Source organism: Kocuria subflava, from assembly GCF_012163155.1.
Classification (GTDB): Bacteria; Actinomycetota; Actinomycetes; order Actinomycetales; family Micrococcaceae; genus Kocuria; species Kocuria subflava.
The window spans coordinates 81,010-95,286 of the sequence record NZ_JAAVUN010000004.1 but is presented as its reverse complement, the minus strand read 5'-3'; the positions used below and the strand labels follow the sequence as shown (position 1 = coordinate 95,286).

At 65.0% G+C, this 14,277-nt stretch carries 10 protein-coding genes; 6 read left to right on the top strand and 4 right to left on the bottom strand.

Annotation, left to right across the window (positions count from 1 at the left end; genetic code table 11):
• Positions 1-34 precede the first annotated feature (34 nt).
• Complete coding sequence (locus GTW58_RS03650; RefSeq protein WP_119932333.1) at positions 35-1,135, top strand: Gfo/Idh/MocA family protein; 1,101 nt, start codon at positions 35-37, stop codon at positions 1,133-1,135.
• On the opposite strand, the gene GTW58_RS03645 is transcribed toward GTW58_RS03650, so the two are convergent.
• Positions 1,128-2,225, bottom strand: coding sequence for a LacI family DNA-binding transcriptional regulator (locus GTW58_RS03645; RefSeq protein WP_370448256.1), 1,098 nt, complete (start codon positions 2,223-2,225; stop codon positions 1,128-1,130). The two genes, GTW58_RS03650 and GTW58_RS03645, sit on opposite strands and share 8 nt — an antisense overlap.
• 371 nt (positions 2,226-2,596) lie before the next feature.
• On the opposite strand from GTW58_RS03645, the gene GTW58_RS03640 reads away from it, so the two are divergent.
• On the top strand, positions 2,597-4,276 hold the full coding sequence (locus GTW58_RS03640; protein ID WP_047692279.1) for a VWA domain-containing protein: 1,680 nt from the start codon (positions 2,597-2,599) through the stop codon (positions 4,274-4,276).
• A gap of 33 nt (positions 4,277-4,309) precedes the next feature.
• On the opposite strand, the gene purH is transcribed toward GTW58_RS03640, so the two are convergent.
• Positions 4,310-5,929 (bottom strand): bifunctional phosphoribosylaminoimidazolecarboxamide formyltransferase/IMP cyclohydrolase, encoded by a 1,620-nt coding sequence (purH, locus tag GTW58_RS03635; protein ID WP_370448257.1) that lies wholly within the window; start codon positions 5,927-5,929, stop codon positions 4,310-4,312.
• Between the two features lie 77 nt (positions 5,930-6,006).
• Positions 6,007-6,573 (bottom strand): phosphoribosylglycinamide formyltransferase, encoded by a 567-nt coding sequence (gene purN / locus GTW58_RS03630; protein ID WP_119932388.1) that lies wholly within the window; start codon positions 6,571-6,573, stop codon positions 6,007-6,009.
• A gap of 71 nt (positions 6,574-6,644) precedes the next feature.
• Here purN and GTW58_RS03625 point away from each other — a divergent pair, with 71 nt between their 5' ends.
• Positions 6,645-7,139 (top strand): hypothetical protein, encoded by a 495-nt coding sequence (locus GTW58_RS03625; protein WP_119932335.1) that lies wholly within the window; start codon positions 6,645-6,647, stop codon positions 7,137-7,139.
• Between the two features lie 47 nt (positions 7,140-7,186).
• Here GTW58_RS03625 and GTW58_RS03620 read toward each other — a convergent pair whose 3' ends face one another.
• Entirely contained in the window at positions 7,187-8,983 is a 1,797-nt protein-coding gene (locus GTW58_RS03620) for a cell division protein PerM (RefSeq protein ID WP_157980428.1), read from the bottom strand.
• A gap of 116 nt (positions 8,984-9,099) precedes the next feature.
• On the opposite strand from GTW58_RS03620, the gene GTW58_RS03615 reads away from it, so the two are divergent.
• The 3 genes from GTW58_RS03615 to GTW58_RS03605 all read left to right on the top strand — a co-directional run bounded on the left by GTW58_RS03615 (position 9,100) and on the right by GTW58_RS03605 (position 14,245).
• Positions 9,100-10,287, top strand: a complete 1,188-nt coding sequence (locus GTW58_RS03615) for a glycosyltransferase family 4 protein (RefSeq protein ID WP_119932337.1) — start codon at positions 9,100-9,102, stop codon at positions 10,285-10,287.
• A gap of 225 nt (positions 10,288-10,512) precedes the next feature.
• Entirely contained in the window at positions 10,513-12,753 is a 2,241-nt protein-coding gene (gene betT / locus GTW58_RS03610; RefSeq protein WP_119932338.1) for a choline BCCT transporter BetT, read from the top strand.
• Entirely contained in the window at positions 12,746-14,245 is a 1,500-nt protein-coding gene (locus tag GTW58_RS03605; RefSeq protein ID WP_119932339.1) for an aldehyde dehydrogenase family protein, read from the top strand. Before betT ends, GTW58_RS03605 begins: the two co-directional genes overlap by 8 nt.
• The last annotated feature ends 32 nt before the right edge of the window (positions 14,246-14,277 follow it).

The window sequence follows — 14,277 nt, the reverse complement described above, 5'->3', positions numbered from 1 at the left end:
GGAAGGCCCGGGCGGGGCGTGCAACAGTTGAGGGATGACTGCCCCTGACGCCGATGTGAATTGTCTGGCCGATTTTGCCCGTGCCGGTCTGGATGCCGCCCATCTTGACCGCCCGTTGGAGCCCACGCATCCGGGGGCACCACCCCTGGGCTGGGGTGTTGTGGGACCAGGGGCCATTGCCCAACGGGTGGTGCCGGAGATAGCCATGCTCCCGGATGCACGACTTGTTGCAGTCTCCTCCCGGTCTCGGTCACGGGCCCAGGAATTCGCAGACCGTCAGGGATTTGTGCGGGCCTATTCAGATGAGGATTCTGGAGAGCTCACCGGGCTCCAGGCTCTGGCACAGGACCCGGAGGTGGAGGTGGTCTACGTGGCCTCACCGCACGGTCATCACCACAACCACGTCTCTGAGTTGCTGCGTGCCGGCAAACACGTGGTGTGTGAAAAGGCCTTAGCGATATCTGCAGAACAGGTCCGTGACCTGTTGGACCTGGCCCGCGCCCAGGGAGTCTTGCTCATGGAGGCGGTGTGGACCGCCATGACCCCCGGGTTCCGCAGAATCATGCACTTGGTGGAGCAGGGCACCATCGGCACGGTCAGTGCCGTCACCGGCGCCATTGGTTTTCACGCCACACCGGATCCCACACACCGGTTGTTCAATCCGAGCGACGGCGGCGGCGTCACCCTGGACATGCTGGTCTACCCCCTCTTGTACGCAGATGCCCTGCTCGGTGAGGTGAAGACGCACACGGTCACCGGGCACATGGGGCCCACCGGGGTGGATGACGACCTTGCCGTGCAACTGCAATGCGCCAAAGGGTGGGCGCAGCTCTCGGCCACCCTGCGCCGAGTTCCGGCCACAGGCATCACCCTGTCAGGAACTCAGGGTTGGTTGCGTGTGGAGGGACGGCTGAACAATCCGCCGCAGGTGGAATGGATGACCCAGCAGCGCCGGACCGAAGGTTTGGACCCGGTCACAGAGACCATCCCCATGGTGGGCGCCGGATATGTCCCACAGATGCGGGAGGCCACACGCTGCATCAGGGAAGGCTTGGTGGAGTCACCGTTCGTCCCGTGGGCGCTGTCCCTCTCCAGAGCCGAATTTTTCGACCAGGTACGCGCCCAAATCAGCTGACGGCGGTCACCGAGTCGAAGTGTCCACGAATGTCACTGGACTCACGCACCACCAGCTTGGTGGGCAACACCAACGGCCGGTTGGAGGTGGGCAGAGCCCCCTTGATCATGGCCACAAGGTTCTTGGCCGCCGTGGTCCCCACCGCATGCATGGGAGCCGCAATGGTGGACATGCTGGGGCTGAGGAAGGACAGGTACATGATGTTGTCGTACCCGATCACGGCGACGTCGTCGGGAACCTGTAGTCCCATCTCATGAACGGTGCGCACAAAACCCATGGCAACGAGGTCGTTGTAGCAGATCACACCGGGGGTGCGGTTTGCTGACCAAGCCAGGGCGGCTGCGCGCCCGCCGGCCACCGTGGGCGTGGCAGGACCGATGCGGTGGATCCGCAGGTGGTGCTCAACGCCGGCTTCCCGCACCGCACGCCACCGCATGCCATCCGCCCAGGAGGCTTCCGGCCCGGCCACATAGGTGATGTCCTTGCAGCCCTGTGCGGCCAGGTGTTCCACGGCCCGGCGTGTCCCGGTGGGATTGTCCGTGACCACGGAAACCACCCCGGAGACCGCGCGGTTCATGATGATGGTGGGCTTCTGCTTGGCAGTCATCCGGATGGCGGAATCGGACATCCGGGAGGAGGTCAGCAGCACACCGTCCACCAACGGCAAGACCCGCTCCAGGGCTTCACGCTCACGGCGGTCCGATTCCTGCGAGTTGGCCAGCAGCAGGGTGTATCCGGCTTCGGCCGCAGCTTCCTCGGCCCCGCGGATCAGATCGAAGAACGCGGGATTGGAGATGTCCGTGACCACCAGTGCAATCATCTGGCTGCCGGTGCGGCCATCGGCATTGCGGGAAATGGTGCGGGCCCGGTAGCCCAGTTCATCAGCGGCTTCCCGAATCCGCTCCGCGGTCTCATAAGAAACTCGACCTGGGCGGGCGAAAGCACGCGAAACGGTGGACGGGGCCACCCCCGCCAGCTTTGCGACGTCGTAAATGGTGGGTGCGCTACCTCGGGATCTCCGACGTGGCTGCGCTGCCCCCGACCGTTGGTCGCCTGGATCCGCCTCATTCGTGCTGTGGTCGTGATTCACCCATCTAGTTTCTCGCACCGGAGCCGACATGACCAACCCGCTGCCCCAGCGCGACGCCCGGATGACGGACCGTTCATCGAATCCTGCCGCACGAACATCAGCCCACAAAATCGGCCCCACAAGCCCTGTGGTGAAGTTCACGGTGGTCCACACATGGGAGGACAGATGCACCCGCAACCCACACTTCTCTTGCGAATTCATGAGAATTGGCCAGGTGTCAGCTACAAGAATGGGGACGGAGTTGATGCGGCGGGATGAACAGTGCGATGCAAGACTGTGCGGGATAGTCCACGACCATGCCTTTGGGAAGGCCACGAATCCCCACGCCTCGGGTAGCTGGCTTACGGTCCTACGTATTGAAGGAAACTGCCATGGCTGCTGCCCCGACCCGTCGAGCTTGGCGAGAAGCAGAGAAGAAGAAGACCGGTCTGCGGTGGGCGGCCCTGGCAGCCGCTGGTTTCATTGTGGTGGGCGGTGGCGGTCTGTGGCTGGTCACCCAGAACGAATCCGAGACCAACGCCATCCCGTCCAGCTGTGATTCCACCCAGCGGGTTTCCTTGGTGGCAGAACAAGCCATGGCCGATGTCCTGGCCAACAAGCCCGTGGACGGCGAGTCCTGCATTCAGCTGGACATCACCTCAGAGCCCAGCACCCAAACAGCTGTGCGCGCCTCCTCCGGAGAACTCAGCCAGCCCTTGTGGATTCCGGACTCCAGCAGCCGCGTTCCATCAGCTTTGATGGATGATGCCGTGTCTGTTCACACCGACTCCTTGGCATCCTCCCCTGGCGTCGTGGTGGGTCAAGGTTCCGTGGAGGCCGACGGGACCTGGACCGATGTGGTGGCCGATCAGTCCACGCGCATGGGCAATCCGGACCGCGACGGCGGCGCTCACCTGGCCTTGCTGAGCGTGGCCTCGGAAGTCACTGCCGGGGACGCCGAACAGACTCAGGCCGCAGAAGCACTGACTCCGCGAGCTCAGACCCAGGGTGTGAACAGCCCCATTCTCTCCGGTCCGGAAATGCTGGCTGCCGTTGATCAGGACGGCGACCGGGCGATCGTCTCCGAGCGCGACTACCTGGACTACGCGGCACAGAACGACGGCGCTGACCTGGCGGCCGCCGTACCCGGTGACGGCACTTCCTTCCTGGACTACCCGCTCTTGGCCTCCGGGGATTCCTTGGAGAGCAACGACGCCGTCCGGACGGCAGCCGATGAAATCAGCCAGTGGTTGGGCACAGACGAGGGCAAACAAGCCCTCTCTGAGAACAACCTGCGCACTGCAGACGGGGAGATCAGCAACGACTCCGCCGTGCAGGACCCCGCCCGTCTGCCCGCGCCCAACGAGGACCTGGCCACCACGATCGTGGAGAGTTACCGCAATCAGGCAGCGCCGATGAACGCGTTGGTGGCCTTGGACGCCTCCGGTTCCATGGGCACGGTGGAGGCCAATGGTCAGTCCCGTTGGGACACCACCATCCAGACCCTGATGTTGGGCAGTCAGTTGTTCCCGGCCCGAGACTCCATGGGTGTGTGGCTGTTCTCGGATGACCTGGGCGGTGACACCCCTTACGAAGAGTTGGTGCCCACCCGCGGCATGGAGGAAGGCGTGGATGGTCAGACCCAGCGCGAGGTCCTGCAGTCCGCCCTGGCGCAGGCCCAGTACAAGCAGGGCGGTCAGACCAACCTGTACGAAACCGCACTGGCAGCCTTCCGCAACCAGCAGGAGAACTACCAGGACGGCCAGCTCAACATTGTGTTGCTGGTCTCTGACGGCGCTCAAGAGGTCTACAAGGGTGACTCCATGAGCCTGGAGGAAGTCACCGCCGACCTTCAGAACGAGCAGGACCCCAACCGTCCCGTGGTGATTGTTGCTCTGGGCATCTCCCCTAATGCGGACGCTGAGGCTCTGACCGCCATCGCGGAGTCCACCGGTGGCAGCTACCACCCGGCGACCACACCGGAGGAGCTGCAGGCGGCCTTTGTGGAAGCCTTGTCCGCCAACGATCCCGGCAGCGACCCGGCGCAGGGGGCCCAGCCCGAGCAGGGCTGATCCGCTCAGCGCCGGGCCGAGCCCCCACCCCCGTCAGTGGAAGAAGTGGCGTGCACCCGTGAAGTACATGGTCACGCCGGCTTCCTGAGCTGCGGCAATGACTTCCTCGTCCCGGATGGAGCCACCGGGCTGGACCACGGCCTTGACGCCGGCATCCAGCAGAACCTTCAACCCGTCTGCAAACGGGAAGAAGGCATCGGATGCCGCCACAGAGCCCTCAGCGCGTGCAGCACCGGACTCGGCCAAGGTGTTGGCACGTTCGATGGCCAGGCGGCAGGAGTCCACCCGATTGACCTGCCCCATGCCGATCCCCACGGTGGCGCCGTCCTTGGCCAACAGGATCGCGTTGGACTTCACCGGGCGCAGCGCGGTCCAGGCGAACGCCAGGTCCGCCAAGGTGGCCTCATCTGCGGCCTCACCGGCCACCAGCTGCCAGTTGGCAGGATCATCACCTGGAGCCTGCACGCGGTCACTGACCTGCATCAGGGCACCACCGGAGATCTGGCGGTATTCCAGAGGATCCTGGCCAAAGGAGGCCGGCAGCTGCAGAACACGCAGGTTCTTCTTGGTGCTGAAGATCTCCAGCGCTTCCGGTTCAAAGGCCGGTGCCACCACAACCTCAGTGAAAATCGGTTTGATGCTCTCCGCGGTGGCGGCCGTGACCGTGCTGTTCACCGCGATCACACCGCCGTAGGCGGACAAAGGATCACAGGCGTGTGCCTTGGCATGAGCGTTGGCAACGGCGGCTGCAGCACCCGGATCCGCCACGGCCAGACCGCAGGGGTTGTTGTGCTTGACCACTGCCACTGCCGGTTGCGTGAAGTCGTGGACCGCGCGCAGGGCAGCGTCTGCATCCACGTAGTTGTTGTAGGACATGGCCTTGCCCTGGAGTTGTTCCGCCTGGGCGATGCCGGGTGCTGCGGCATGGTCGACGTAGAGGGCAGCCTCCTGGTGGGGGTTCTCTCCGTACCGCAGGGATTCAGCCCGCTCAAAAGCCAGACCGGCGTACGGGGGGAAGGTCAACGGTGTGGTCGCCTGCTGCGAATCCTCCGGGAACTGCTGCTGACACCACGTGGCCACCGCGGTGTCATAGGCCGCGGTGTGCGCAAACGCGGCTGCCGCCAAACGACGCCGTGCCGCCAGGTCAAAGCCACCGTTGGAGGCAGCATCCACCACCTCTGGGTAGCGGTCGGGTTCCACCACAACGGCCACGGACGGGTGGTTCTTGGCGGCCGCGCGAACCATGGACGGACCGCCGATGTCGATCTGTTCCACCACGGCATCCGGCTCAGCCCCGGAGTTCACGGTGTCCACGAACGGGTAGAGGTTGACCACCACCAGGTCAAAAGGTTCAACCCCCAGATCCTGAAGCTGCTGGACATGGTCCTGCTTGCGGCGGTCCGCCAGAATGCCGGCGTGCACTCGCGGGTGCAGGGTCTTCACCCGGCCTTCCAGGCACTCGGGGAAACCGGTCAGATCCGCCACTTCGGTCACGGGGACACCTGCGGCGGCGATCTTCTGGGCGGTGGAGCCGGTGGACACAATGGCCACCCCGGCCCGGTTCAGCCCGGTGGCAAGCTCCTCCAATCCAGTTTTGTCGTAGACGGAAATCAGGGCGCGTTTGATGGGCGAACGATCCTGGGCGTTGGTCACGAGGTTTGGCTCCCGAAGTTGCAGGTGGGTGTCGGCCGGTGCCGGACTGGTGCCGCCGTGCATCTGCAGCGGCTGCTTCAGTTTACGGCGGCCACCAGCTTGGACACCGTCTCCACGTAAAGTTCCCGCTCCGCCATCTTGATGCGTTCATGGAGGCTGGATTCGTCGTCGTCGCTGAGCACAGGGACTGCCACCTGCGCCAAAATCTCCCCGGCGTCCACCTCCGGGACCACCCGGTGGACGGTGGCTCCTGTGACCTTGACCCCGTGCGCCAAGGCGTCCCGCACCCCGTGGGCACCTGGGAAGGACGGAAGCAGGGCGGGGTGCGTGTTGATCAGGTCCGGGGCAAAGGCCGCAACGAATTCGGCGTCCAGGATCCGCATGAATCCAGCCAGCAGCACCAGATCGGGCTGATGCTCGGCCACGGCGGCCTGCAACCCGCGGTTCCAAGCCGACCGGTTCGGGTACGCGGCGGGTTCCACCACAAAGGTCTGTGCCCCGGCCTGTGCGGCACGCTCCAGGCCTTGGCAGGGTTTGTCCGCTCCCACCGCCACCACCTGAGCGGGAATCCGTCCATCAGTCAGTGCGTCCAGGACTGCTTGCAAGGTGGTTCCGGAACCTGAGACAAGGGCAACGATCCGCATGATGGTGAGTTTACGCAGCCGGATGCAGCGCTGACCCTGAGCAGGAACTGGTTCCGCATAGAGTTGAGTCCATGAGTTCAGCACCGTCCAGGCCACCGTCACCGCCCCGCACGCCCACGCCCGGCCCCGATGGCTCCCAGGACTCCGGGAACTCCACCACAGCGGGGCACCGGGGTGGTCCGGACGCTGATCCTGCGCGCAAGCCACTGGGCATGGCGTTGCTGTCCCTGGGCGCAGCAGGTGCTGCCATGTTCATGACTTCCGGCCCGTTGTGGATGACGGTGGCCGGCGTGGTCTCCGGCGTGGCTGCCATGGTCTTCGCCGTCATGGCGCTGTTGGGCCTGCGCCGTGCCAGGCGCCGGTTGTTGATCCTGGTGGCCACCATGGTGGCCGTGGCTGTCGCTGGATTCGCCCTGCTGACCGGTGGCATTCGCCTGGTGTTCTGGGACACCGTCTCCGGCTATGAGCAGTGCGTCTCCCAGTCCGTGACCATCTCCGGGCAGGCCGCCTGTCAGGAGAGCATGGAGGACGACCTCCGAGGGCTGCTGCTACCTGGCATGAACTGAGTACACAGCTCACATCCCCCGGGCTGCTCACGCACCACCGGCCCGAATCACTTGTCCCGGGCTGCCTTGCGCCGTTGCCTGCGCTTTTCAGCCGCCGCGTAGCGTTTCTGCGCTTTGAGGTCGGCCTCTTCCATGCGGCGTCGTTGCTTCTGCTCAATGGCCGCCCGCCGTTGTTCCTCTCGGTCACGTTCCAACGCACCGCGGGAGGGCTTGGGCTGCTTCACGCGTGGTGCCGTGGTGGACGAGCCCGCAGACTGTTCGGGCTCGTCCCGCGGCGGGTCCGGCTGAGTGCCACGTTCGGCACCCCTCACCGGTGCGTCTGCGGGCAGGGAAGTTGGTGCTGGTTCAGGCGTTTCCGTAGGTTTCGGTTCCGCCTTGGCTGAGGGTGCAGCGGTGGGTGAGGTGGCGGGCGTCGTCGTGACCGGTGCGCGCACAGCCCGGCCCTGCTCCGCCCAGGGCCCGACGGCAGCCCCCAGGGCCGCACCGATGGCCACCTCCAGACCGATCACGGCGGCACTTTCCCAGACGCCGGGACCCACCAGATCCATGCGTCCCACACCCAAGGACCCGGAGGCCAGGGCCACCACAGCAGCCACGAGCAGTGCTGTGACTGCACCGATCAGCAGTCCGGTCACCACAATCACCACGGGGGCAGAAATCATGCGCCAGGGGATGCGAATGGCAATCCACTCGCCCAGGTGATTCTCCCCTTCCCGGACAAACCACCACCCGGCCAGAACACCGCACAGCACCACCAGGGCGGGAGCTGCCGCCAACACCGTGGGGGCGTCCTGGGGAGGGAGAGCACCAAAGATCGGCAGCAGCGGGAGGGTCTCCACCGAGCTTCCAGCCGGTGACACCAACGCACCCTGACCCAGATAGAAACCGGCACCGGAGGCCCAGGAGAGCGCCCAGACCACAAAGTTGGGCAGCAATGCGGCATGCAGGGCAAAGAACACGGTGTCCCCAGCGGCATCAGAGCCCAGTTGCTGCTGAATGGTGACAACCTGCTGCCAACCGATCACCAGGGCAGCGGCCACCACCAGGGCCCCCACGCCCAGAGCAGCCACCACCGCAACGGTTGCGGCGCGCAGCACCGCCCAGAGATAGGACCCGGCCCAGCGCATCTCCTGGCCGGCTTTCCGCGCCCGCTCCACCGTGGCTGCACCCACCAGGGCAGCGGGGGTGCCGCCTGCAATCAAGGCACCACCTGCTGTGGCCACCAGCACGATCAGCCCACCCGTCAACAGGGCCTGCAACGGGTGTACTCGAGCCATGCCGGTTTGAGTTGCCACGGCCACGGCACAGGCCACCAGAGCGTGAGTCATCGCTGTGGTCACCACGGCTGCAGCCAGCCCGGCACCGTACGGTGCCCGACGTGCCAGTCGCGTCCCTGCCACAAACGCCAAGACCGCCGTCAGTGCGCTGAGCCCCAACGGCGCCAAACTCACCACGCCGGTTTGGGCCTCAGCACCTGCCAGGGGCGCCACGGAGACTTCCAACGGGATTCCCAGGGACAACAGCCACAACTGAGCGCCGAGCCCCAGGCCCGTGGCCCAGGACAGATCTGCGGAGCCACCGGCCACCACTCCCAGCAACACGGCGATCTCCACCACCACAAGGGCTCCCAGGGCAATGGCAACGCCGGGAATCAGACCCTTGCTCCACGGCACGCTCGGCCCGCTCGCGGACCGCGACGACGACGATCCACCGCCCGAGGCCGTGGGGTACTGGGCGGACTGGTGCCCGTGGGTGCGTTCAGGCTGACGACGTGCCGATTTCGGCCGCCACCGGCTGGTGGGGCGAGAGGCTGTGTCCGGGGAAGTGGGCGTGCTGTGAGACATCGCGTCTATGGTCGCACGCCGGGCACTGCCGGGAGCATCGGGACGTTAACAGGGCTTTCATCAACAGGCCACCTGCAGGTGAACCACGGGTCAGCTCCGTCTCACAGGCTGAAATTGTGAGAATCGCCGTGATTGCAGAACAGTTCCTCCCCCACATGAACGGTGTCACGCACTCCGTGATCCGGGTCCTGGAGCACATGAAGGACCGTGGACATGACGTCATGGTGGTGGCCCCGGCAGCGGATCCACTGCAGCTGACCCATGTGGTGGAGTCCTTCGACGGCACAGCCGCCGGTGTCCCCGAACTGAGCGGTATCCAGGTTCATCGCCTACCGGCCGTTCCCCTGGCCGGCTACCCGGAGGTGCGTGTGGCTGGCGGCACGGTGCAGCGCGTCCGCAGGATCCTCACTCGATTCAGCCCCGATGTTGTGCACGTGGCCTCCCCCTTTGTGTTGGGGTGGCGCGCCATTCAGGCCGCCCATCAGATCTCCGCGCCCTGTGTTGCCGTGTATCAAACGGACATCCCGGGCTACGCCGCCCGCTACGGCGCAGGTTTCCTTGAGGACGCCTTGTGGTCTCACGTGAGAACCATGCACAACACCGCCACGCTGACGTTGGCACCGTCCAGCACATCCATCCGGAAACTGCAGCGCCGGGGCGTGCAAAGGGTGATCATGTGGCGCCGCGGCGTGGATGCTGTGCGGTTCCACCCGGAGCACCGGGACCACCAGTGGCACCGTGACGTTGGCGGTGGCCGCAAGCTGGTGGGTTACGTGGGGCGCCTGGCCCCGGAGAAACAGGTGGAGGACCTGGCGGTGTTGGATTCCCTGACGGATGCGCGGTTGGTGATCGTGGGTTCCGGACCTGAACAGGAGCAGCTTGCGCAGCAACTGCCGAACGCGCACTTTGCCGGATTCCAATCAGGTCATGACTTGGCACGCATGATGGCCTCTTTTGACGTTTTTGTTCACCCCGGAGAATTCGAAACATTCGGCCAAACCATTCAAGAAGCCATGGCCTCCGGCGTTCCCGTGGTGGCCACCGGCCGTGGTGGACCCGTGGACCTGGTGGACCAGTCCCGTAACGGATGGTTGTACGAACCCGGAAATCTGGGCCAGCTGCGCACACACGTCCAAGACCTCTTGGGGGATTGCGCCAAGCGTCATGCTTTTGCCACGGCTGCCCGCCATACGGTGGAGGATCGGACCTGGTCAGCCCTTGGTGATCAACTCCTGGAGCACTACCGTCGCGCGTGGATCACCGCCGGCCGTGCTTCCACCGGCCCGCAGCGGATCAGCCTCTGAGCCCCTACCGGACACCCACAGAACAGCCTGCTTACATTCGACCGACGTCACAGTCTGTGTAGGCTGATGGTGCTCTCCACGGATTCCTGAAAGGGATTGCGCCCTCTTTGCGGTGCAATCCTTGATTGATTTTCGTGGGAGTTTTTCATTGCCACAGCAGGCTTTCCCGTAAGCCGCTGCAGCAGTGATCACGTCCCTTCCGAAAGTCCCTTTCCAGGAGGCACCGTGTCCGCGTCCACCAGTCCGTCAGCAGCAGGATCAGACGCTCCGCCGTCGTCACCCGAGCCCGCTCTGCCCCGCCGAACCTCCGCGGTACCCACCGCACCACTGGTCAACTGGTGGGTGCTGATCGTGACCGGGCTGGTGGTGATCGCCGTGTCCGTGTGGGCCATGATCGACCCCGTTCAAGCGGAGACCGCCATTGGGTCCGTGGTGGGATGGGTGGCCACCAACCTGGGCTGGTTCTACGTACTGACCTCCACCGTGGTGATCGTGTTCGTGCTGATCGTGGCCTTCGGACGCGCGGGCAACACCAAAATGGGTCCAGATCACTCCTCCCCGCATTTCAGCCTGTTCACCTGGACCGCCATGCTCTTTGCGGCAGGTATCGGCATTGACCTGATGTTCTTCTCCGTGGCCGAGCCCGTGAGTCAGTACTACGCCCCGCCGTCCGGTGAAGGGCAGACCCTGGAGGCCACCCGGCAAGCGGTGGTCTGGACGCTGTTCCACTACGGCATCACCGGCTGGGCCATGTATGCGTTGATGGGCATGGCCTTTGGCTACTTCGCCTTCCGCCACGGCCTGCCACTGAGCATCCGCTCCGCGCTCTACCCGCTGATCGGGCGCCGCGTGTACGGCCGCGCAGGCGACGCCGTGGACATTGCAGCCCTTCTGGGCACCATCTTTGGCGTGGCCACCTCCCTGGGCATTGGCGTGGCGCAGCTGAACTACGGGTTGTACCTGATGTTCGGCATCCCGGAATCCACCGCCGCCCAGGCAGCACTGATTGCCGTGGCCGTGATCATGGCCACCATCTCTTGTGTGTCCGGCGTCGACAAGGGCATCCGGCGCCTGTCCGAACTCAACGTGATTCTGGCCATCGCCCTGCTGCTCTACATCCTGGTCACCGGTCAGACCGCTTTCATCCTGGATGCCCTGGTGAACAACCTGGGCGATTTTGTGGCGAGCTTTGGCGGCATGACGCTGAACACCTTTGCCTATGAGGACGCCGGAGACTGGATGGCCGGATGGACGCTGTTCTTCTGGGCCTGGTGGATCGCCTGGGCGCCATTTGTGGGCTTGTTCCTGGCCAGGATCTCCCGCGGGCGCACACTGCGTGAATTCGTGGTGGCAACCATGACCGTGCCGTTCGCCTTCATCCTGATCATGATTTCCGTGTTCGGAAACAGTGCGCTGGCCATTGTCACGGGCGGCAACGATGCCTTTGGTGAAGTCGCCATGAACCAACCGGAGCGAGCCTTCTACTCCCTGTTGGAGCAGTTCCCCGCAGCACCGGCAGTCATTGCCGTAGCCACGGTGACCGGCATGCTGTTCTACGTCACCTCGGCAGACTCCGGCGCCCTGGTGATGTCCAACTTCACCTCCACCATTGCCGATCCCCGCCAGGACGGCCCCACCTGGTTGCGCATCTTCTGGTCCGTGGCCACCGGCGTGTTGACGCTTGCCATGTTGATCGTGGGTGGGATCACCACGTTGCAGAACGCCACCTTGATCATCGGACTTCCCTTTGCGGTGGTCATGTACTTGATCATGATCAGCCTCTGGAAAGCCTTGCGAGTGGAGATCTCACAATCGCGCAGCTCGGACACCTCCAGGGCCTCGGCCGTGGCCGGCAGGTCTGGCCGCGGCACGGAGGGTCACTGGCGCCGTCGTTTGCGGCGGGCCACCTCCTACCCCAGCCCCGCCCAGGCAACGCGGTACCTGGACCAGGTGGCTGAACCTGCACTGCTGGAGATCCAGCGGGAGATTCGCTCGGAAGGTGGGCTGGCAACAGTGGAGCGTCTGCCTGTGGAGGCTGCCGGCACGGACTCCCTGACGCTGCGCGTGGACATGGCACCGGAGCGCGACTTCATGTACCAGCTCTACCCCGTTGCTGCGCCCATCCCGTCATTCGGCCGCCCCGATTCACGACCCACCCAGGATGCCTACGTGCGGTTGGAGGTTTTCTCCCACACCGGTTCGCACGAATACGACATCCTGGACTACAGCCGCGATCAGATCATCGACGACGTCCTGGACCATTACGAACGCCACCTGGAGTTCCTGCGGTTGTCTTCCTCCCAAGGAAGTGCCACGCAGCTGTCACTGGATCCCCGGGCCTTGCCCACGTGGGAGTCAGAGGACTTTGACACCAGCCTGAACACCGGGGTGATCCCCACCGTGGCCACCGATGCACAACCCAAGCCTGAAACCTCCTCCAACCGGAAGGACCGCACCCATGAGTGAGACCCTCTACATCAACGGCCAGTGGGTGGCCCCCGTCAACGGCGGGACCCGGGACATCCACTGCCCCGCCAACGGCGAGTTCGTGGCCACGGTGGCTGAGGCCTGCGCCCAGGACACCGCCTGCGCCATCGCAGCAGCCCGGGAAGCCCACGACGACGGCCCGTGGGCCGCCGTGCCCGCAGCGCAACGCGGTGATCTCCTCCTGAAGGTGGCTGCCGCCATCCGCGAGCGCAAGGACGAGTTCGCCCGGGCCGAGTCCCTGGACACCGGGAAGCGTCTGACGGAGTCCGAGACGGACATGGACGACATCGCCGCATGTTTTGACTACTTCGGCAAGATCGCAGCGGAACACGCCGGGCGCATGGTGGATGCCGGCGTGCCAGAGGTCGTCTCCAAGGTGGTCACCGAGCCGGTGGGTGTGTGCGGTCTGATCACTCCCTGGAACTACCCACTGCTGCAGGCCGCCTGGAAGGTGGCTCCGTGCCTGGCCGCGGGCAACACCTTTGTGCTCAAGCCGGCCGAGTTGACTCCGCACTCCGCGATTCTGCTGATGGACGTGCTGGAGAAGGCCGGTGTTCCGGCCGGTGTGGCCAACCTGGTCCTGGGTGCCGGTGCTGAGGCGGGTGCTCTGCTGTCCACCGGCGAGGACGTGGACATGGTCTCCTTCACCGGCGGCCTGGTCACCGGCTCCTTGATTGCCCAGGAGGCGGCCAAGACCATCAAGAAGGTGGCCCTGGAACTGGGCGGCAAGAACCCCAACGTGGTGTTCGCTGATGCCGACTTTGACGCTGCCGTGGACAACGCCCTGAACGCCGCCTTTGTGCACTCGGGGCAGGTGTGTTCTGCCGGTGCCCGTCTGGTGGTGGAGGAATCCATTGCGGACAAGTTCGTGGACGAACTGGTCCGCCGCGCGCAGCAGATCAAGCTGGGTGGCCCGTTCGACTCCCAGGCAGAAACCGGAGCGCTCATTTCTGCCGAGCACCGGGACAAGGTGCACTCCTACGTGGAGCGCGCCCGTGAGCAGGGCGCACGGGTGCGTTGCGGCGGCGCCTTTGGCACGGGAAAGTCCGCAGATGGCACTTTGGACCTGGAATCCGGGTACTACTACCTGCCCACGGTCATCGATCAGTGCACCCGGGACATGGATTGTGTGCATGACGAGGCCTTCGGCCCCACGGTCACCGTGGAGACCTTCACCACGGAGGATGAGGCCGTTGAGATCGCCAACGACACCTTCTACGGCCTGGCAGGTGCCGTGTGGTCCCAGGACGCCGGGCGCTCCCAGCGCATTGCCGCACGCCTGCGCCACGGCACCATCTGGATCAACGACTTCCACCCCTACCTGCCCCAGGCCGAATGGGGCGGCATGAAGCGATCAGGCGTGGGCCGCGAGCTGGGTCAGCATGGGTTGGCCGAGTACCAGGAGGTCAAGCACGTCTACCAGAACACCCGCCCCGCCGTGACCGGATGGTTCACTGACCACAGCGCCTGAACCGTGCCCACCCATGGATCGGAAGACACCGG